The organism is Janthinobacterium sp. 64 (genome assembly GCF_002813325.1).
Taxonomy (GTDB): domain Bacteria; phylum Pseudomonadota; class Gammaproteobacteria; order Burkholderiales; family Burkholderiaceae_D; genus Janthinobacterium.
Map to the genome: position 1 here is coordinate 5,021,562 of NZ_PHUG01000001.1, position 21,188 is coordinate 5,042,749.

The 21,188-nt window shown below is 60.9% G+C and carries 12 protein-coding genes; 5 read left to right on the forward strand and 7 right to left on the reverse strand.

The window, feature by feature from the left end; translation table 11 throughout:
- Nucleotides 1-214: 214 nt before the first annotated feature.
- The gene (locus CLU91_RS22055) at nucleotides 215-2,446 is read left to right on the forward strand and encodes a TonB-dependent receptor (protein ID WP_100875826.1); all 2,232 of its coding nucleotides are present in this window, start codon (nucleotides 215-217) and stop codon (nucleotides 2,444-2,446) included.
- 78 nt (nucleotides 2,447-2,524) lie between these two features.
- Here CLU91_RS22055 and gluQRS read toward each other — a convergent pair whose 3' ends face one another.
- The 7 genes from gluQRS to CLU91_RS22090 form a co-directional block, all read right to left on the reverse strand.
- Complete coding sequence (gene gluQRS / locus CLU91_RS22060) at nucleotides 2,525-3,454, reverse strand: tRNA glutamyl-Q(34) synthetase GluQRS (RefSeq protein ID WP_100875827.1); 930 nt, start codon at nucleotides 3,452-3,454, stop codon at nucleotides 2,525-2,527.
- 602 nt (nucleotides 3,455-4,056) lie between these two features.
- Nucleotides 4,057-8,832, reverse strand: a complete 4,776-nt coding sequence (locus CLU91_RS22065) for a PAAR-like domain-containing protein (protein WP_100875828.1) — start codon at nucleotides 8,830-8,832, stop codon at nucleotides 4,057-4,059.
- Nucleotides 8,829-10,127 (reverse strand): DUF2169 family type VI secretion system accessory protein, encoded by a 1,299-nt coding sequence (locus tag CLU91_RS22070; RefSeq protein WP_100875829.1) that lies wholly within the window; start codon nucleotides 10,125-10,127, stop codon nucleotides 8,829-8,831. The genes CLU91_RS22065 and CLU91_RS22070 overlap by 4 nt, the downstream gene beginning before the upstream one ends.
- A gap of 2 nt (nucleotides 10,128-10,129) precedes the next feature.
- A complete protein-coding gene (locus CLU91_RS22075; protein ID WP_100875830.1) occupies nucleotides 10,130-12,271 on the reverse strand; it encodes a type VI secretion system Vgr family protein in 2,142 nt (713 codons plus the stop codon).
- A gap of 77 nt (nucleotides 12,272-12,348) precedes the next feature.
- Nucleotides 12,349-13,401, reverse strand: a complete 1,053-nt coding sequence (tssG, locus tag CLU91_RS22080) for a type VI secretion system baseplate subunit TssG (protein ID WP_100875831.1) — start codon at nucleotides 13,399-13,401, stop codon at nucleotides 12,349-12,351.
- On the reverse strand, nucleotides 13,365-15,206 hold the full coding sequence (gene tssF / locus CLU91_RS22085) for a type VI secretion system baseplate subunit TssF (RefSeq protein WP_100875832.1): 1,842 nt from the start codon (nucleotides 15,204-15,206) through the stop codon (nucleotides 13,365-13,367). The genes tssG and tssF overlap by 37 nt, the downstream gene beginning before the upstream one ends.
- 78 nt (nucleotides 15,207-15,284) lie before the next feature.
- Complete coding sequence (locus tag CLU91_RS22090) at nucleotides 15,285-16,097, reverse strand: outer envelope protein (RefSeq protein ID WP_100876866.1); 813 nt, start codon at nucleotides 16,095-16,097, stop codon at nucleotides 15,285-15,287.
- A gap of 445 nt (nucleotides 16,098-16,542) precedes the next feature.
- Between CLU91_RS22090 and CLU91_RS22095 the strand changes: the two genes are divergently transcribed.
- From CLU91_RS22095 to CLU91_RS22110, 4 genes are read left to right on the forward strand one after another with little or no spacing between them, the layout of a single operon-like run.
- Nucleotides 16,543-18,057 (forward strand): ABC transporter ATP-binding protein, encoded by a 1,515-nt coding sequence (locus CLU91_RS22095; RefSeq protein WP_100875833.1) that lies wholly within the window; start codon nucleotides 16,543-16,545, stop codon nucleotides 18,055-18,057.
- Nucleotides 18,050-19,126, forward strand: coding sequence for an ABC transporter permease (locus CLU91_RS22100; protein ID WP_100875834.1), 1,077 nt, complete (start codon nucleotides 18,050-18,052; stop codon nucleotides 19,124-19,126). Before CLU91_RS22095 ends, CLU91_RS22100 begins: the two co-directional genes overlap by 8 nt.
- A complete protein-coding gene (locus CLU91_RS22105; RefSeq protein ID WP_100875835.1) occupies nucleotides 19,119-20,048 on the forward strand; it encodes an ABC transporter permease in 930 nt (309 codons plus the stop codon). The genes CLU91_RS22100 and CLU91_RS22105 overlap by 8 nt, the downstream gene beginning before the upstream one ends.
- 21 nt (nucleotides 20,049-20,069) lie before the next feature.
- Nucleotides 20,070-21,155 carry a BMP family ABC transporter substrate-binding protein gene (locus tag CLU91_RS22110; protein ID WP_100875836.1) on the forward strand — a complete coding sequence of 362 codons (1,086 nt, stop codon included), beginning with the start codon at nucleotides 20,070-20,072 and terminating at the stop codon, nucleotides 21,153-21,155.
- Nucleotides 21,156-21,188: the final 33 nt, after the last annotated feature.

A 21,188-nucleotide genomic window follows, 5' to 3' on the forward strand; every position in this document is an offset into this window, starting at 1 on the left:
CGCCTTACTCAAAAGTTGGTGTTCATCAGACATCCCAGAGATGCGGCCGCCATCGCTGTCAGCTAGCACGACAGCCAAGGCAGAGCCAGTGACGCCAGGAGCGGAGAAACATCCGCTCGCGCTGCTGCACCGTGATGGTGCAGACGATCATCCAGCGCCGTACATAAGCCGGAGACAGGTTTCGCAATTCTTTTTTAAACTTCTGGGAAACAACATGATCAAGATGTCCAAGATGCACCAGCGTTTGTGCGCCAAAAGCGCCGCCATGCTGGCACTGTCCGCTGCCTTGCCTATCGGCTCGGCGTATGCTGATGAAGTCGCTGCTGATACGACCCCTGCCGCCAGCCAGCTGGAAACCGTGACCGTGACGGCGCAGCGCCGCAAGGAAAATATCCGCGACGTGCCCGTTTCCGTATCGCTGCTGCGCGACGAGAAGCTCGACGTGCTGGTATCGGGCGGACAAGACATTCGCGTGCTGGCCGGCAAAGTGCCGAGCCTGAACGTGGAATCGTCGAATGGTCGCACCTTTCCCCGCTTCTACATCCGCGGCTACGGCAATACGGATTTCAATACGTTTGCATCGCAACCTGTTTCCCTGATTTACGACGATGTCGTGCAAGAAAATCCCATTTTGAAGGGTTTCCCGATTTTTGACGTGGCCGGCGTGGAAGTATTGCGCGGCCCGCAAGGTACCCTGTTCGGGCGCAACACGCCGGCCGGCGTCGTGAAATTCGAATCGGCCAAGCCCACGCTGGAGAAGGTCGAAGGTTATTACAACGTTTCCACCGCCACGCATAACACCAGCAACTTCGATGGTGCCGTCAACGTCCCCTTGAGCAATGAATGGGCCTTGCGTTTTTCGACCCTGCGCCAGCACCGTGACAATTACGTCGACAACACGTTTACGGGCAAGAAAGATGCGCTGGACGGCTACAACGAACACGCCGAGCGCGTGCAACTGCTGTACGCACCGAACACCACGTTCAACGCCCTGTTCAATGTGCATCAGCGCACCACGACGGGCAGCGCGCGCCTGTTCTTCGCCAATGCAATCAAGCAGGGCACGAATGACCTGGTCGATGGTTTCGACCCGCAAAAATCGTACACCAATGGCCAGAACTTCCAGCGCCTGCGCACCAGCGGCGCCAGCGCCCGCCTGAGCTGGGACCTGGACAGCGTCAAGCTGTTCTCGATCACCGGCTATGAAAAGGTCAACAATTACCTGAGCCATGGCGACATCGACGGCGGCGTACCTGGCCCTTCGAATAATTTGCCATTCCAGGTAGAAACGGCTGGCGGCATCAGCGGCGTCACCCAGTACAGCCAGGAATTCCGCGTCGAATCGAAAAACGCCGGTCCTTTGAACTGGCAGTCGGGCCTGTACTTCTTCGATGAAGATGCCAACGGTTTCACCGACAACTTCGACAGCGACACGGGCGCGCTGACCTCGCACGTGGCCAGCCATCAGAAAAACAAGGCCTGGGCCGCCTTCGGTTCCGTCAACTACGCCGTCAACGAAGACTTCATGCTGCGCGGCGGCTTGCGCTATACCAAGGACAAGAAGGATTTCAACACGGTCGAAGCGGACCGCGTGAAGCAAATCTCCCCCACCAGCGCCGATGTCAGCAAGGGCAAGGTCAACTGGGACTTGAGCGGCACCTATAAATACAATAAGGACGTGAACTTCTACGCCCGCATCGCCACCGGCTTCCGCGCGCCGAGTATCGCGCCAGCTGGCGACAAGGTGCCTGTCACCATCGCTGATGCGGAAACCATCCTGTCCTACGAGGCCGGCATCAAGGCTGACTTGTTCAACCGCCGCGCTCGCGTCGCCTTCAGCATTTACGACTACGAGATCAAGAACCAGCAACTGACCGTGGTCGGCGGCAGCTCGAACGTCAACCGCCTGATCAATGCTGCCAAGACCAGCGGCCGCGGCGTTGAGCTGGACCTGGAAGGCTTCGTGACGCCTAGCCTGAAAATGTCCCTGGGCGGCAGCTACAACTTCACCCAGATCAATGACGCTGGCCTGGCCGTCAGCAAATGCGGTTTTGCTTCCTGCACCATTCTTGATCCGATCAATGCCGCCGGCAACGTCGTCATCAACGGCAATCCGCTGCCACAGGCGCCAAAATGGATCGTCACGGCCACCGGCCGCTATTCGATCCCGCTGGAAAACGGCGAACTGTTCCTGTTCACGGACTGGGCATACCGCAGCAAGATAAATTTCTTCCTGTACGAAGCGGCCGAATACACGGGCAAATCGTTGCTGGAAGGCGGCTTGCGCGTAGGCTATACCTGGGATGCTGGCAAGTATGAAGTGGCTGCCTTTGGCCGCAACATCACCGATACCCGCCGCATCACGGGCGCCATCGACTTCAACAACCGCACGGGCTTCATCAATGAGCCGCGTCAGTTTGGCGTGCAGTTCAAGGGCAACTTCTAATTTCCTGATACCAGGCGCCGGCCCTTGCGGCCAGCGCCTGTACTTCAACCCGCCCGGCTCGCGCCGCGGCGGGTTTTTTTATGTGCGCTCGGGAAGGCGCGCCAGCCGCTGCGCCCAGGCGGGAATGGCTTGCCGCCAGAAATCCTCCACGTCGTCGGCGCGCACGTCGAGACCGAGGAAGCGGGCCGCCGGCAGCAGCGCCGACGTCAGCAGTTCGGCGGCATGCGTGCCTGTATCGAAGGCGAGGGCGCCCGTCTGCTTGGACAGCTTTTCGCCGCTGTCGTTCGTGACGACAGGCACGTGCAGAAAGCCGGGATGCGGCAAGCCCAGCACATCCTGCAGATACAGCTGGCGCGGCGTGGAATCGAGCAAGTCCGCGCCGCGCACCACCTGCGTGATGCCTTGTGCGCCATCGTCGACGACGACGGCCAGCTGATACGCCCAGTAACCGTCGCCGCGCAGCACGATGAAGTCGCCCACTTCGCCGGCCAGATCCTGCCGCTGCGGACCCGCCCAGCGGTCAATAACGCCATACACGGCTTGCGGCCCCTCTGGCACGCGCAGCCGCAAGGCCCGCGCCGCCTTGCCCGGCGCCAGGCCGTGGCGGCAGGTGCCTGGATACACGGCGGCCCCGCCTTTGGGCGTACCCGCCCGCAGCACCGAATCGTGGATCTCCTTGCGCGAACAGCCGCACGCATACACGAGGCCATCATCCTGCAATTGCTTCAGCGCCGCCTGGTACAGCGGCAGCCTGCGGCTCTGCCATGTCGCCTCGCCATCCCAGTGCATGCCGCAGCGCTGCAAGGTGGCCAGGATGCCGACATCGGCGCCCTCGACATTGCGGTCATAGTCCAGATCCTCGATACGCAACAGCCACGTGCCGCGATGCACCTTCGCATCGAGATAGCTGGCCATGGCGGCGACAAGCGAGCCCATGTGCAGGGGGCCGGAGGGGGAGGGGGCGAAGCGGCCGATGTAGGGGGCGGTGGAGGAGTTCGGAGACGGCATGCTGTGAGTGTAGGCGGTGGTGACAGGCGTTTATTGCTCAGGATGGGGAGCTTTGGCAACAGCGGCAAGTATCGTGCAGGGCGATGGGCAAGTCAAATCTTGGGTTGTTCGTGGGTTGCCTAATACTGAAAAATCCATATTAAAATTTAGAATTACGAACGATATTCGAGATGTTTTTCGATGTGCTCTGTTAGGATATTATTTTTTTGAAATTAACATGTAATTTTTGCAGATATTTTTATCTTTAAATGAGAGTCTAAAAATTATTTTTTGAAAAAATAGGTAAATTTACTTATCTTTAGATTACTTTTATTTTTTGAAGTTTTATTAATTTCTTGTTTTTGTCAATTTTGTTTACTCTATAATTTTCTGAATATGCATAAAAGTAAGCTGAGAAAAAAATGGGATTTAGGAAAATGCAAAAAACAAACTTCCAACTTTTCTCCTCTGAATTTTCATTGATCAATAGGTTGATTATTTCTGGTGTAATTAATTTAGCATTCCAGGTGTCGGATAATTCGATACAAATATCACTTCCATTTCTAATTTCAAATTTTATATTTGACAAGAAGCTTTTACATGGATAAGTAAGATTTTTCATTTTAGTCGTTTGAGTTTTTGCAGGTTAAAAATACAATAATGCAGCTTATGCCGCAAATTCCAGCTTTAACAACAGCTGGTCCCGGACATCTCTTTACGCATGCTGCTAGACAAAGTTTAAAGACCATATCACACGATGGTCTGCCAGGAGGTGGAGGAGGTACCTGTTCTGGAATGGGCTTTTGTGGAATACCTGGTTTCGGTTTCGGCTGCGGTGGTAATCGACCTGCGGCTAAGCCTTTCGGATCAGTATTGTTGACAGGATTGCCTTCAGCATAGCGGTAAATGTTAATTCCGCCGACCAGGCCTATGGTGTCTTGAGTTAAATATATTGCAGTGTCCGAGTCGTAGAATCTTGATCGGTTATAATATAGTCCTGTCTCTTCATCTTCGTATTGTCCTTGAAATCTTAAAGGTTGACTACTTATCCCAACATCCACTTGGAAGAGTCTTCCCCAAGCCTTGTATCTCCCAGCCCAAACCAATAGCCCTTGTTCGTCAATCAGTTCACGTGGCGTGCCCAAATGATCACAGTTGTAGTGGCGAATATTGTCGTTAGCACCCAGCTCAACTAGCTGCGTATCTTGGATAAGTAATTTTTTGCTAGATATTTCTTGTGAGATAAAATCTGATTGTGTTTTTTTCGCCTCAGTATTGCCGGGGAAATTACAGATATCAACTGTTGGTAAAGATTTCGATCTTGCATGGCCACCTTCGATAGATACAACGTTTGCCAATGGAACAAAACTATCTGGCTCATAAAGATATGTGATCGTATCTTGCTGGTTTATTTCCTGCAGAATTGCGTCGCTGTCCCACACAAAAAACGTCGTGGTGGTGGTGGTGCTCGCAGCCGCATCGGTTTCGATGTTTTGTTTGTTGCTCCATTTTTCGTGCCGGACGCGTTTGGCGATGCGGCGGCTGAAGGCGTCATAAAAGTATTCGGCATGGTAGCGCGTCAGATATGCGGTTTTGCACGTATGGTTAATGCGATTTTCTGCGTCGTAGTGCAACTCCAGGTCGCTCCATTGCGATGGTTTGCCGGGCGGCCGCTTGCGTTTGCGAGTAGTGTTGCCATGTTCGTCGTAGCTATATTGGATATCGCCGAATTGCTCTAGGCGGTTGCCCTTGACGACGCTATTTGACCCATCGGTTCTTGGCACGATCAAGTTGCCAGCCGGATCGAAGGAAAACCGTTCTACAAGCCCTGGCTGTGCGGCAGAGAGCACTTGCCCTATAGGGTCGTAGGTGTAGTGCAGATTGCCGAGCGGGCCGTTTTCCGTATGACCGGTTTGGGAGATGGTGGTCATGTTGCCGGATGTGTCGTAGTGAAACCGGCGCTCACGCAAAGGTGAGGGGGCATTGATACCGCGCACCAGCGTCATCTGTGCTAGCCGCTGCTGGCGGTCGTACAGGCGCGTGGAGGTCAGGCCGCTGTTTCCCAGGCGGCGCAACTTTTCACGGTGCAGGCTGTCGCGTTCGACATCGACTATTGTGCGGCCGTGCCACATTACACCGTGCCAGTGACCAGAACCGTATCGCAAGGTATCGATGCGGCGACCATTGGGCAAAACAGTGTAGATACGGTTGCCCAGTTCATCGTAGGCGTGCGTCATAACGAAGCTGGCGTTGGGCAGGCGCGGATCGTTCGGCAAGCGGCCGGCGGCCGGTAGCGTTTGTAGGAAGCAGGCGCTGCGTTCTTCGATCAGTTGACCAAGCGCATCATAAAGATAGCGTTGCTCGGCTTGCGGCGACGACACGGCGGTTAGGCGTCCCAGGGCGTCATAAGCGTGGCGCGTGGTGCCATCGGCTGTGGTCGTGGCTGATAGGCGGCCAAGCACATCGCGCATAAAGTCGGTGCGCTGATTTCCGCTCTGGCTGGCAGTCAGGTTGCCAGTACGGTCATAGCTGTATTCGGTCAGCTTGCCGTCAAAACCAATTTCAGAGGCCAGCCAGCCTTCGGCATGGTAGGTCAGATGATAGGTCTCGTCCTTGGCATTGATCAGTTCGATAAGCTGTAGCGCGCTGTCATACCGATAGTGCAGTGTCTGGCCGATGGCATCCGTGCGTTGCACCGGCAAACCCTGGCCATTGTACTGGTAGCGTGTTTCGTGACCAGCGGCATCCAGATAGCTGAGCAGGTTGCCGTCGGCGTCGTAGTGGAATAGCTCGCCTTCGCCGTTTGGGCTCATGATGCTGTTCAGGCGGCCGAGAGCATCGTAGCCATAATACATGGCGTGTTCTTGAGCGTCGAATATCGCGCTCAACCGGCCTTGCTTGTCGTAGTGGTAGCGGTTGCTGTAGCCTGAACAATCGGTGTGACGTACAAATTGTCCTTTGCCGTTGTAATGCAGATACTGATGGCCACCTTTGGCATCGATAACTTCGATCAGTTGGCCATGCGCGTCGTGGCGATAGCTAGTGGTTTGGCCCAGCACGTTGGTTTCAGACAGCAGCCGGCCACTGTCGTCATAGATACGCCGGCTGCTGTACCCCAGTGCATCGGTGATGACAATCGGCTGGTTGTATTCGTCATAGCCGATGCTGTAGCGGTTTCCGAGCGCATCAGTACTGCTTATGAGATTTCCTTTATCATCGTACGTATGACGGATAGCGGTGCCGTTGGCGTCGATATCGGCCAGCAGCATGCCATCGCGGTCCCATTCGCGCCGGCCCAGACAGATAGCCTTGCCATCGATCACGCGGCGTACCTCGGTGACCAGCCAGTTGGCGTCGAATGTGTATTCGAGGACGCCGCCGTTTTCCGTGACGCGGCTGGTGTCGTTGTCCACGTAATCGATGCGCGTGTGCTCGCTGCCATCTTGGGCGCGCGTGGCGATGGCGCGCGCCTGGTAACTGTTGGCCAAGCTGATGGGATAGTGCTGCGCCAGTTCCTGTTCGCTCAATGGGGAAGCGCTCCAGCGGGCGCGCAGCGCGTCCAGGCTGATCCATTCCAGCTCGTAACTAAAACCCGTGTAGCTGCTGCACGACGTGAGCAGGTGATGGCGATAGGTGTAGCGGCGCGTGTCGCCCAGCACATTCGACTGGCTGACCAGGTTGTGGCGGGGCGCGAAGGGTGGCTGGGCGTTGTTCGTCTCAACGGCATAGGCGTAGCGGACGTGGCAGAGTCGGCTGCCGTCGGGCAATACCTCGTCGATGCTGCCGATGTGGATGGCCGTTTCCTCAGCTCCGCGCATGGCTTCGAGCACGCTGCCATCGTCGCTGCGCAGGCGCAGCAGCACTGCGCCCGGTTTTGCATCGATCAACCGTTCGATGCTGATGCCGCGCCCATCGCGCCCTTCGCTACGCATGAGTGCAAAGCGTTGCGTGGCGACGGGAGCGGACGGGGCCAGCATGGCGTTGACGCCGTCGTAGCCGTGCGGCAGCCAGCCGCCATCAGCGCGCGCGTAGCGGTCGACGCTGCCGTCGCGCCACAGCACGGTAAAAGTGTCGGCGCTGTCGCGCGTCAACGTAAAACCTTCCTTGCGGCTGTCGTGCTGCTGGCCCGGTTCCAGGCCCGGCAGGCGCAGGGCGCGGCCGCTGTCGTCGTGGTAGACGATGCCGGCATTGCACAGCGACAGGCTGGTGGTGTAGGGCGTGGACCAGCGCGCGCCCAGTAAGCCCCAGTCTTCGCATTCGGCGCCGGAGCGGTAGCAGCGCGTCCAGGCGATGGGGATGCTGCGTTCGAGCGCGAAATCCGTCTGGTACAGAATTTCCTGCCCCGTGCCGAAATGCACGGGCTTGCGGCCCTTGACGGGCTTTTTGGCGGGCCCGCTATCCTTGGGGCAGCAGTCGGACGGCGGCTCCGATTTCGGTTCTTTCTTGCCACGGCTCTTGCCGTCGTCGCCGCCGTTTTTTGGGGGAGGTTTGTCGAGTTTTGGGGGCGGCTTGTCCGGCTTTTTGCCGACCAGCTTGTCCTTGACCTTGTTGATGGTCGGCGCAGCCTTTTTGCCGAGGAACTTGCTCAGTATTTTTCCGCCGGGAATCTTGCTGAACACTGCCGTTTGCAGTAATGTGCCTGCCGCATTCATGACGATGTCCGAGGCCGTATTGAGTAAATCAGGGGTCTTGCCTGTCAATACATAGTCGGCCGCCTGGTCGAGTACCGTGGCCGATGCTTTCATTGCCGTGCCTGTCGCAACGGTCGCCGTGCCGACAACTGCGCCGGTTGCTGCCGCTGTTTCCATCGCGGCAGCTGCCGGCAGGCCAACGCCGGTTGCCGCCACGCCCACTCCGGCGACTCCCAGCACGGCGCTGCCTGTCAGGACGGTGCCACCCGCATCCACGAGGTCTTCGGCGGCGCCATGCATGCTCTTCGAACCATGATCTTTGTAGTCTTGTGCCGCTTCCCGTATCGCCGCCTTCAGTTCCTTGAGCACGGGCTTGGCCGCCTCCCCACCCCGTTCATAAATCTTGCCCACGGTATTGCGCGAATTCATCCACACTTCGCGCCCCATCTGCACCAGATTGGCGCCATTGGCGCGGTGGATGGCGCTGGCGACCTTGGTGTCGACCTGCTTGCCGACGGTGCCGCTCTTGATGCCGCCCGCCTTGCCGGCCGCGTCGCCCTTGACGGTGGGAATGATGCTGCGCTGGTGGAGGATGACGGGTTCGCTGTGCGACTTGACGTTGGGCGAAGCGTTCTGTGCCTCCGCAAACTCACCGATGATGCTGTAGGGAATAGGGGGCGTGCTGGAGCCGACGGGCGTCTTGCACATGTCGGGGCTGAGGCTGACGCAATAGAAGCGCGAGGCTTTGGTGACGGTTTCATTCGTCATGATTTTTTGCCTTGCTTGGCGGCTTCGCTGAGCGCTTCCTGCGCCTGTTCCAGCAGTTCGATGCGGGCGATCTGCGCCGGTTCCATCAGGTGCAGCAGGCGCGAGGCGACCTGGCCCGCGTCGGCCGGCACGATGGCGCGCCACACCAGTTCCACGCTGGCCGCCTCGGGATCGATCAGTACCGTATCGATGGCCAGGCGCCAGACGAGCAACTGGTCGTTCTTGTCTGCCAGCAGCAGGCACAGTACTTGTTCAGGCAAGGCGAAGTGCAGCACGGTGTTGCCGCGCTGGTCGATGCGGGCCGAGGGATGGTCGTGGCGGCACAGGTTGGTCAGCGTAAATTGCTCCCGTCCCGCCAGGTACGGACATTGCTGGTCGGGCGGCGTGCTGTTCCAGTACGCGAAATCGAAGTCTTCCGGCAGGGCAGGGACTTCGTCGGTATCCCATTTTTCCTTGACGACGATACTGCCGGCCAGCGCGCGGCGCGGCAGCCAGCCACGGCCGATAACGGCCAGCCCCGCCGGCGCCGGCAAGTCCTTGCCGCCGGCGCCTTGCCAGAACTGGGCGGCCGTACACGGCTGCGATGGCGGTGTGATGCGGGGTGCGGGCACCGCATCGATCTGTTTCACGTCCAGGTACCAGTGCCGCGCAAAACCCCGTCCCAGCGGATTGGCCTGGCAAGAGTCGTGCTTCGCCGCGTTGCAGTCATCGGCCTCGATGCGGCATTGGCCGCCATATGCGTAGGCGTAGTGCAGCGGCAGTTGCAGGAACGCTTCCGGTGTGGATAGCTGCCACGGATTGGGCCGCAGCAAGCCCACGGTGGCGATGCGGGCGCAGCCTTGCGCCAGGCGCGTGAGGACGGTTTTCTTGCGGAAGGCGCGCTCGCCGCATACTTGCAGGGTCTTGTCGATCAGGGTTTTCTTTTCCGATCGCACCTTCAGGTTGACGAGAAATTGCGGCATCGCCTGGCCGCGCGGCGCATGCGCCACGCCATTGACGATCACGTCGCAGCGCGGTTTATAGGGCGCGAAATCGCTTTCCTGCACCGTGCCCGCCAGCGTGTCGCCGTCCAGGTGCCGGTCCTCCGTGGCCAGCGGCGACTGGCGCGCCATGGGCAGCAGGCTGGCCAGGCCGTCCGCGCCGCAGGGACCCAAGGTGTAACCCATGCGCGCTACCACCACATGAAAGGCCTCGCCAAACTGGTCGACCATGTCGAACTGGCTGGCCGCGTGCGGCGTGCGGTTGTCGAAGAGCAGGTTGGGGATGTTGAAATGGGCTGTGCCGGCGTCGTTCATCGTCAGCCCGGATTGTTGTCGATGTCGTCGCCATGGATCTGCACCTTCGACCTGCCGCGGATGATGATTTCATCGGCAACCAGTTCGATGCGCCCCGGCGTGATGGTGATGCTGGATGTGCCTACCGTCATCGTGTGCGAATCGGTGGCCGTGAGCGTGCTGTCGGCCCCGACGATGACGCTTTTCGTCAGGCCGACTTGCTCGGCCTGCGCCAGCACCACGGTGGTGTTCATGGCGCCGATGACGGTGGTCTGGTAGGCGGCGCCGATGGTCAGCACCTTGGCCAGGCCGATCGTTTCGTCCTTGGCCAGGGTCACCCGTTCCGAACGGTGGCCGTCAATTTGCACCTGCTCGTTGCCGCCCACATGTTCGCGGCGGTTGTCGCCGATGTCGATGTGTTCGTCATGGTCGACGCGCTCACGGCGGTTGTTGTGTACGGTGATGTCTTCATCGTGGTCCACTGTTTCCGTGCGGTCGCGCTTGACGTGCACCGTTTCATCGCGGTCGATGGTTTTGCGCCGGTCATTGCCGACCCAGTGCGACTCGTCGTGCTCGACTTCGATGCGCTGGTCTTTTTCCGCATGCAGCCATAGCTCTTCCGCATCCTTGCGGTCTTCGAAGCGCAGGGCATTGGCGTGCGCGGAGGAACCTTTTTTTGAGGAGCGGCTCAGCATGCCGCTTTGCGTCTTGTTGGCCGGTAGCTCCCATGGCGGCATATTGCGCGCGTTGTAGACGCAGCCGATGATGATGGGCATGGCGACGTTACCGTCGAGAAATTGCACGGCCACTTCCATGCCCACCCGGGGCAGGCTGATGTGGCCGAAATTCGGCCCGGCCCAGTTCGATATCACTCTTATCCATGGCGAACTTTTGTCGTCGAAGGTGCCCAGGCGGTCCCAGTGGAATTGCACCTTCACCCGACCATAACCGTCCGTATGGATTTCCTCGCCGGGCGGCCCGACGACGGTGGCCGTCTGCACGCCGTAGATCTTCGGTTCGCGGCTATGAAAATTGCGGCCGGGGCGCCAGGGAGTGGCGCGCGGGATGCACGTAAATGTGTTGCTGTAGTGCGAGGTGGCGCCGTGCCCTTGCTGATAGTTATTGCTGGCGTAGTGGTGCACGGACAGGATCAGGTATTCGCCAGCTGCGCTGTCGAAATGCCCGTCCAGGGTGAACCAGCGTCCCGGCTGCGCCGTGCGGTCATTGCCCTGCGCCTCGAACAGCTGGCCCTGTGCGTCAACCTCTTCCATGCGGCGCTGGGCCAGGGCTTCGCCATCGTCGATGTTTTTAAAACCGTAGCTGCCCGTGTTTTCATACACTTCCAGGGACGGCACGGCGCCTTGCCGGTTCAGCGAGTCGCGGCTGGCGCGGGCGCTGCGCGGATTCTTGAAGTTGAAACTGGCCACCGTCATCTGGGCTGGGGCCATGCGCCGCACCGTGCGCCATTGATGCACGCCATCGTCCTCCAGGGAACCGGCCTGGTGCTGGAAGGGCATGGCGCTCGATTCTCCATCGATGGGCTTGCCGGTAGTGCTGTCGTCGTCCAGCCACAAGGTGTGGCCGTCAAGGCGGTGTTCGTAGCGGTAGTGCCAGCCCAGCTGTTCCCAATGGCGGTGCAGCAGGTTGTGGTCGCTTTCGTTGTGCTGGCACGTGTAGGTGATGGCGGGATCCAGGCCGCTGGCGGCCAGCTTATAGTCGCGCATCAGGTAGTCATCGAAGACCTTGTCCGTCAGCGCAGCCACCGTCAAGCCGTGGAAGGCGACATTGTTTTGCCGCAAGTGCAGGTGCGACAGCCAGGGCTCCAGCACCATTTCATAGAAGGCGAAGCCGCCGTCCGTGCGCAGGAAGCGGAACTCGAACACGTAACCATTGAAGTAGCGCAAGCTGCCGTCTTCGCGCACCAGTTCGATGGTCACCATCTTGCCCATCACCTTGTCGAGCGCGATGGCGGCGTTGTCGGACAGTGCTTCCACCACATAGGAAAAGTCGCGCGACAGGCTTTCGCTGGCGGCCAGGCTGTTGGCCAGGAACTGGATGCCGGCGGGGCCGTCGCCATGCGGAAAGTACAGGCGCAGCAGGCGCTGGCCCTGCATGTCGCCCGTTAATGCCGTCCATGCCGCTGTCGTATCGGGGAACTGGCTCATCGCGCATCGCTTCACGGTAGGAATCGTTGAGCGACTGTAGCAATAGCGAACACAAGCGTTTTGCGCCGCCGCAAGGTTCAATCTTTGAGTGAGGGCATCAATTGCATTTCGTAATGCATGTCGTCGCGGTCGCGCGGTGATGCTGCATCGCCGAGGAAACTGTTGCAGCCGAGTCCGCCTTGTGGCGCGGTCGTCAATGCCAGTCCCCGCACCTCGCTGGCGCGCAACACCAGTACGATCTCGTAGCGCACGAGCGGCTGGCCGAACAGCATCAGCATGTGCCGCAGCGCTTCGCTGCCAGGGGCGCGCGGCAGGAAGCTGGCGTGCTGCTGCGCCGTGAGCGGACCGAGGCGCAGGCGTACGGCCAGGTCGGGGCGGCGGCAGCGCTCGCCGATGGTGGCGCGCTGGCCCAGCACGGCATTGGCCATGCCCAGCGCCGTTTGTTCGCGCGGCGCCAGCACGTCCATGCCCCCCGTCGCTTCGTCGATGTGACAGGGCACGCCAAAGTGGTCGGCAAGGATGCGCGCCATGACGATGGAGGAGATGTTGCGTTGCTGCAGCAAGCCGCTGTACAGGCCGGTCGCCGCCTGGTATTGGTCCTGGCCCTGGCCCGGCTGGCACGCGGCCAGGGCCAGCAGGCGCGACAGGAAGGCGCCGCTGTGGCCGGCCTGCTCGATGCGGTACTTTTGCCACGCCTGGTAAAACAGGGTGACGGCACGGCTGGAAAACAGATCGAGAAAAGCGCGCGCGCTGGTGTCGCGCTCGCCATGCTGGTGCGCGGCGATGCGTTCCGAATAGTGGCTGGGCAAGCTGCCCTGGCCGCCCAGCAAGCCCATGAAGGCGGGCGTGAGGTGGATATGTTGTAACTGACCCGACAGCAGCGCTTGCAGCAAGGCATCGGCATCAGCGATGCCGTTTGTCGTGAGCGCCTCGATCTGGCTGGCGGGAAAGCGCAGCGAGATGCTGTTGTCGAAGCGCATGATCTTTGCCAGCGCCGCGTGCTCATCGATGCCGTGTTCGGCCAGCCACGCCAGCAGCAGGCGTAGCGCCTGGAAGCACTCGAAGCGCTGCGGCGCGTCGAGCAATTGCTGGATCACGCTGGGGTGGCGTCGGCGCTGCGTTCCGGGCATCGTATGAGTTCCTCGCCGCTGCGCTTGGACAGCAGCGTCAGTTGGCTAAAGCAGTTGAGCTGGCTGTTCAGGGCGAAGTAGCGCTGCAGCACCTGGGCGAAAATATAGATGCTGCTGCCGACGAAGGCTTGCTCGTCGATGCCCAGGCGGATGGCGATGCCGGGCATCAAGGTGGGAAACGGCACGGTCGGCATCCACGCGCGCGTGCTGCCGTGCTCCAGCGTAACGATGCCCTGGATCAGGCGCTGCGTGGTGGGCGAACGGGGCAGGTCGTACAGGCTGAGCATTTTCTGGAATTCGCCAAGGCCCGCTTGCGTCAGGCTGGCGTAATTGAGCGACAGGTGCGTAATGAGGCGCCAGTGCGTGTCCGCCAGGAAGCGCATGCTGGGCGTGGGCTTGCGCAGGAAGCGCGCGGGGATGCCGTCGGGCACGTCTTCGGCTAGCAGGTCGCCGCCGGGCAAGCCGTAGTGCAACTGCGTGGGCAAGTCGCGGTTGCTGCACAGCAGTTGCGTCGAGACGGTGGCGCAGGCCGCGCTGTCCGGGGAAAACTGCGGGTCGATCAGGCTCAACCGTATTTCATGGCCGGGGCTGATGGCCGCCACGGCTTCGTCGCGGCGCGCCAGCCAGTATTGTCCATGCTCGGCTTGCGCGCCTTGCAGCGAGGCATACAGCGGCATAAAGGTGCTCAGGCGCTCGCCGGCCTCGTCCTTGCGCACCACGGTGACGGCCTCGATGCTGTGAACGTCATAGGCAAACGCATGCGTGGCATCGGCCAGCAGCGCATAGTCGGGCTCCGTATGCGTGAGGCGGATCGGCACGCCGGACTTGGCAAACAGGTTGACGACGGGCGTACATCCCAGCAAGAGGTTGTCGCGGCTGGCGCCGGACAAGAGCCGTGCTTCGTGGCTGTCGCTGCGCACGCCCTTGAGGGGCAGGTGCAGGGTGAACTGGCGGCACTGTTTCGGCAGCAGGGCCGCCAGCCGGGACCAGGCGATATCGATGAAATGGAATTTTTCCGGAAAGGCGAAATACTCGGTCAGCAGGCGCAGGGCCGGGTGGGAACGGGCGGAAATGGGGATCAGCGCGTCGTCGTCCGCATAGCCGGCCGGCGCCAGCAAGGTGCCGTCAACGGCCAGCCACGGGCTGTGGTCATCCAGCGCCACGTATGCGCCCGTGCCGCGCAGGAACAGGGCGTCGAGCAGGGCCGCGCGCACGGACGGTTCGCCATCGGCAAACAGGCGCAGGCTGGCAAAGCCGGTCTGGTCCAGGTGGTAATTATCACTGCTGCTGGTGAACTGCATGCTGAGCAAGGCGCTGGCGCCGTCGGGCAGACGCAGGCCGGGCGGCGCGTCGATGATGGCTGAAAAATGCAGGCGAGAAATGGCCAGCGGCGCCAGGGTCACGTCATACGCGCTGGTGAATTTGCAGGCCACGCCTTGCACCGGCTGCGAGCGCAGCACCGTACCGCGCGCAATATGCACAAGCTGGGCCAGCTGGCCGCCGCCCGGCGCTTCGTCGGCAGCGATGCGCACGATGGAGCACGAAGGAAACGGCCGCAGATAGTGCGGGTACAGGGTGTCGAGCAGGGAATGCGTAAATTGCGGATAGGCGTCGTCGAGGCGCTTGGCGACCCTGGCAGTGAGCAGGGCAACGGACTGGATCAGGCGTTCGACATGCGGATCTTCGCAGGTGTCGCCGGCGATCAGCAGGCGCCCGGCCGCTTTCGGATAGCGGCTGGAAAACTCGCGCGTGTACTGGCGAAACAAGCCCAGCTCACGCTCGTAATACGGCAGCAGTTGTTCCACGGTCGCGCTCTCCGCCAGCTGGAAAGCTTCATGCTGGCATCAGGCGCGACCGTGGATGTTGATGCGTGACAATGATTCTTAGAAATGGTACTCCGCGCGTATCATCGGCGTCTTCGCCGTCTGGCCCACATTGCCCGTGGTGGCGGGCGAGTTGCCGAACTTGTTCTTCCAGTACTGGTATTCCAGGCCCACGCGGAAAGTATTCTTGGCGCTGCCGAGGGCTGCGCCCACGTCGTACATCACTTGCATGTCGATATTCGTTTCCACCGCCGTCTTGCGTCCCACTTCATCGTTGCCTTTGGAGTCGATGAGGTTAAAGAAGCCTTCGAACGAGAACAGTGGCGACAGGGGAATGCCCCAGGCACCCGTCAGCATGGCATGCGTTTTAAACGTGTAGCGGCCCGTCACTTGCGAGATGGGCGGGAAGGCGCCGCTGGGGGCATTGCTTTCACGCAGCAACAGCAGGCTGGTGTTGAAGAAGCCGGGCACGTCCCACATCAGCGTCGGGCCGGCCACCAGCATGCGCTTGCGCGAGTTGTAGCCGACGTCATTTTTCGTGTTGACGTCGAAGCCCAGGGTGACGCCGACGCCGCGCACGGGGCCGAACTTGATGTCGCTGCCGCGCACCTTGCCGATGTCGATGGTGTTGCGGTACACCAGATACGCCTCTTGCGCGCCGGAAGTCTTGCCCAGCGCGCCAGGGTCCTTGCTGTCGGACATGAGGAAATCGAGGTTGACGAAGTTGCTGCCGTATTTGTAGCCGCTGGCGTGCGTGATGGCAAAGATGTTTTTCTTGATGTCATCGGGATTGAAGGGCTCGCGGTAGTCACTGCCGGCGCGCCAGCTCAGCGCGGTATCGCTCCATTCGGCAGCCTGGGCGGTCGCTCCCAGGCCCAGGGTCGTGGCAAGGCACAGGCAAGGCAACAGACACGGTAAGATTTTTGGCACTTTCGGCTCCTGATGGCGGTGTTGGAAAACGGGTACAAAGGATGGCGGGGCGCGTAGGGCGCATGATGCGCTGCGTTGCCGCAGAATGCGCGCCGTTCAATCCATGATGCGAGAGGCGCGGCGTCAGATAATATGCAGTATTTACATACCTACTATCATTTCTTGCATATAATCATCGCATCTTCCAGCCCTTGTGGGGCAAGGCGGGGGCTGCAAAGCAGCTAATTTTTTCAAAATTGTATACAGGTGTTGTTTTTTTGTAGAAATAGAAACGGACTGCCAAACGCCAGCCCCCAAGCATCCGCGGATGCCGATACGATAGCTATCGCGATGGCGTGATGCCGCACCGATCGATAGACGGACAACTTAGCGAGGCACGAAAAAAACAATGACGGCACGTCTGGAATTACACGACATCAGCAAGCGCTATCCGTCCGTGGTGGCCAATGACGGCATCCACCTGACCGTGGCGCCCGGACAAATTCACGCCGTGCTCGGCGAAAACGGTGCCGGCAAATCGACCTTGATGAAAATCATCTATGGCGCCGTGCAACCCGATGGCGGGCGCATCCTGTGGAATGGCCGCGAGGTCGAGATCGCCAACCCGTCGGCCGCGCGCGCGCTGGGCATCGCCATGGTGTTCCAGCACTTTTCCCTGTTCGATACATTGACCGTGACGGAAAACATCGCCCTCGGTTTGCCCGCCGGCACCAACATGGCGGAACTGGCGCAGCGCATCGAAGACACGGCGCGCCAGTACGGCCTGGACCTGGAACCGCAGCGCCACGTGCACACGCTTTCCGTCGGCGAATGCCAGCGCGTGGAAATCGTGCGCGCCCTGCTGGCCAAGCCGCAACTGTTGATCCTCGATGAACCGACGTCCGTGCTGACGCCGGGCGCCGTGGAGAAACTGTTTACGACCTTGCGCCAGCTGGCGGCCGAAGGCTGCAGCATCCTGTACATCAGCCATAAGCTCGACGAAATCCGCGCCCTGTGCCATACCTGCACGGTGGTGCGCGCCGGCAAGAATGCGGGCGTGTGCGACCCCACTCAGGAATCAGCGGCCAGCCTGTCGCGCATGATGATCGGCGCCGAGCCGCCCGCCGTCACGCGCGTGGCGCGCACGCCCGGTGCCGTCATGCTGAGCGTGCGGCAGCTGGAGTTGCCGAAGAGCCACCCGTTTGCCACGCAGTTGACGGACATCAATTTCGACGTGCGCGCGGGCGAAATCGTCGGCATCGCGGGCGTGTCCGGCAATGGCCAGCAGGAATTGCTCGCTGCCCTGTCGGGCGAGGACATGCGCGCGGCCCCCGCCAGCATCGTGCTGAACGGCACGCCGGCGGGACGCTTGCCGCCGGGACGCCGGCGCGCCCTGGGCTTCGGCTTCGTGCCGGAGGAGCGGTTGGGGCGCGGTGCCGTGCCCGACATGGGGCTGGCCGACAACGTGTTGCTCAGCTTGCAGACCCCCGCCACCATCCGCCACGGCTTCGTGCTCCATCACGTCATCGCGCAGCGGGCGGCCGCCATCATCGAGCGCTTCCAGGTGAAGGCGGGCGGGCCGCAAGCGCTGGCGCGCAGCTTGTCTGGAGGAAATTTGCAGAAATACATAGTCGGCCGTGAAGTCATGCGCGAGCCCACCGTGCTGGTGGTGGCGCAGCCGACCTGGGGCGTGGACGTGGGCGCGGCCGCGCAAATCCGCGCCGAATTGCTGGCGCTGCGCGACGCCGGTTGCGCCTTGCTCATCGTGTCGGAGGAGCTCGACGAATTGTTCGAGATCAGCGACCGCTTGCTGGTGATGGCGAAAGGAAAAATTTCACCGTCGCTCAAGGTGGGCGAGGCCAGCGTAGATCTCGTTGGGCAATGGATGAGCGGGCTGTGGCCGCAGGAGGTAGTCCATGGCTAAGTTCGCCTTGCGTCTGGAAGCCCGTCCTACACCATCGCGGCTGATGTCCTGGCTGTCGCCCGTGCTGGCCGTGCTGCTCACCGTGCTGTGCGGCGCTTTGCTGTTTCTTGCGCTGGGACACGATCCGCTGGCGGGACTGGCCGTCTTCTTCGTGGAACCCTTGCGCGACGCGCATGGCTGGTCCGAGCTGGGCATCAAGGTGGCGCCGCTGCTGTTGATCGCCGTGGGCCTGGCCATCTGCTTTCGCGCCAACATCTATAACATCGGCGCGGAAGGGCAACTGACCCTGGGCGCCATCTGCGGCGGCGCGGCGGCCCTGTACCTCGATGATGGCGTGGGCGGCGCGACCGTCATCGGCGTGTCCCTGCTGGCCGGTATGCTGGGCGGCATGGCGTGGGCAGGCCTGGTGGCGTGGCTGCGCGACCGCTACAACGCCAGCGAAATCCTCGTCTCGCTGATGCTGGTCTACATCGCCCAATTGCTGCTCAGCTATCTCGTGTATGGCGTGCTGCGCGACCCGGAAGGCTTCAATTTTCCGCAATCGAAACTGCTGTCCGATGGCTTGCTGTTGCCGATGGTCATCAGCGACACGCGCTTGCATGTGGGCATCATCTTCGCCTTGCTGGCCTCGCTGGGCGGCTGGCTGTATTTGTCGCGCAGTATTTCGGGTTTTCGCCTGCGCGTGGGCGGCATGGCGCCGGCCGCCGCGCGCTATGCGGGTTTTTCTTCGCGCAAGACCTTGTGGTCGTCCCTGCTGATCTGCGGCGCCCTGTCGGGCCTGGCGGGCGCCTGCGAAGTGCTGGGGCCGATGGGGCAGCTCACGCCCACGGTGTCGCCCGGCTACGGCTTTGCCGCCATCATCGTCGCTTTCGTCGGGCGCTTGCATCCGGTGGGCGTGATTTTTTCCAGCTTCGTCATGGCCCTGTTCTATATCGGCGGCGAACTGGCGCAATCGCGCCTGGGTCTGCCCAGCGCGATCACGGGCGTGTTCCAGGGCATCTTGCTGTTTGCCTTGCTCGCTTGCGACGTGCTGATCCAATACAAATTGCGCTGGAGAAAACATGGATAACCTGGCCCTGACGATAGCGCCCTTGATCGCCGCCAGCATCAATGCGGGCACGCCGCTGATGCTCGCCGCCCTCGGTTTATTGGTGAATGAAAAGGCGGGCGTGGTGAACCTGGGCGCGGAAGGCATGATGCTGGTGTCGGCCATCACGGGCTTTGCCGTGGCCGTCAACACGGGCAGCCCCACCCTGGGCTTCCTGGCGGGGGCGGGCGCCAGCATGGTGCTGTCCGGCTTCTTTGCCTGGCTGACCGTGTGGCTGGGCACGAACCAGTACGCGACGGGCCTGGCTTTATCGCTGTTCGGCGCGGGCGCGTCCACGTATATCGGCTTGAAGTATGTGGGCAACAGCTTGCAGAACGGCCGCTTTGGCATCCCGTTCCTGGAAGACATTCCCGTGCTGGGCCCGGCCCTGTTCCGCCAGCATCCGATGGTGTATCTGTCGCTGCTGCTGTGCCTGGCCATCGCCTGGTTTTTGTACCGCACGCGGGCGGGACTGGTGCTGCGCGCCGTGGGCGAGTCGCCCGCGTCCGCGCATGCGCTCGGCTACCCCGTGCGGCGCATCCGCCTGGCGGCCGTGCTGTTCGGCGGCGCCTGCTGCGGCCTGGCCGGCGCCTTCTTGTCGCTCGTGTACACGCCGCTGTGGGTCGAGGGCATGGTGGCGGGGCGCGGATGGATCGCGCTGGCGCTGACCACGTTTGCCACCTGGCGCCCGGCGCGCGTGGTGGGCGGCGCCTATCTGTTTGGCGGCATCACGATTCTGACCTTCCATGCGCAGGCGCTGGGCGTGCCGATTGCCTCGCAGCTGCTGTCGATGCTGCCATATCTGGCGGCCATCGTCGTGCTCGTGCTCATTTCCAGCAATGCCAATTACATCAAGCTCAACATGCCCGCTTCGCTGGGGAAAAATTTCAATCCCGGAAATTAATCACTCACCACAAGGAAAACCATGTCCAAGAAATTACTGTGCGCCGCCGTTTGCGGTGCCACGCTGATGTCCTCCATGCCTGCCATGGCCGCCGCGCCCGCCGCCGCTCCATTGAACGTCGGTTTTGTTTACATCAGCCCCATCGGCGACGCGGGCTGGACCACCCAGCATGACCAGGCGCGCAAGGAAATGGAAAAGGCGCTGGGCAACAAGATCACCACCAAGTTTGTGGAAAACGTGCCGGAGAGCGCCGATGCCGAGCGCGTGATCCGCGACCTGGCGCAAACGGGCAGCAAGCTGGTCATCACGACTTCGTTCGGTTACATGAATCCCACCTTGAAAGTGGCGAAGCAATTTCCTAATGTGAAGTTCATCCACCTGACTGGCTACAAGACGGCCGTCAACGTGGCCAACACGAATGCCCGTTTCTACGAGGGCCGCTACCTGGCCGGCGTGTTGGCAGGCAAGATGAGCAAAACGCATGTGGCCGGTTACGTGGCGGCGTTCCCCATCCCGGAAGTGTTGCAGGGCGTTAACGCCTTCACGCGCGGCATGCGCAGCGTCGACCCGAAGGCGGAAGTGAAAGTGGTGTGGGTCAATAGCTGGTTCGACCCGGGCAAGGAGCGCGACGCGGCCATTACCCTGATCGGCCAGGGCGCCGACGTGGTCACCCACCACACGGACTCGACCGCCGTGGTGCAGGCGGCGGAAGAGAAGGGCAAGTATGCGATCGCCTACCACTCGGACATGAAAAAGTACGGACCGAAGGCGCAGCTGGCCGCCGTCACCCACCATTGGGGCGAGTACTATACGAAGCAGGCGCAAGCTGTGCTGGACGGTACGTGGAAGTCCAGCAGCACCTGGGGCGGCATCAAGGATGGCATGGTCAAGCTGGAAGGCATCAACGCCGCCGTGCCTGCGGACGTGAAACAGTTTGTATTGGCGCGTGAGAAAGACTTGGTTGCTGGTAAGCTCAATCCTTTCAGCGCGCCGATCAAGGATAACGATGGCAAGGTGCGCCTGGACAAAGGCGTGCTGGACGATGCGGCGCTGACGAAGATGGATTATTTTGTCGAAGGCGTGGCAGGGAAAGTTTCCGGAAAGTAATAGGTTTGAGTTTGAACTTGCTGTAATATTGCC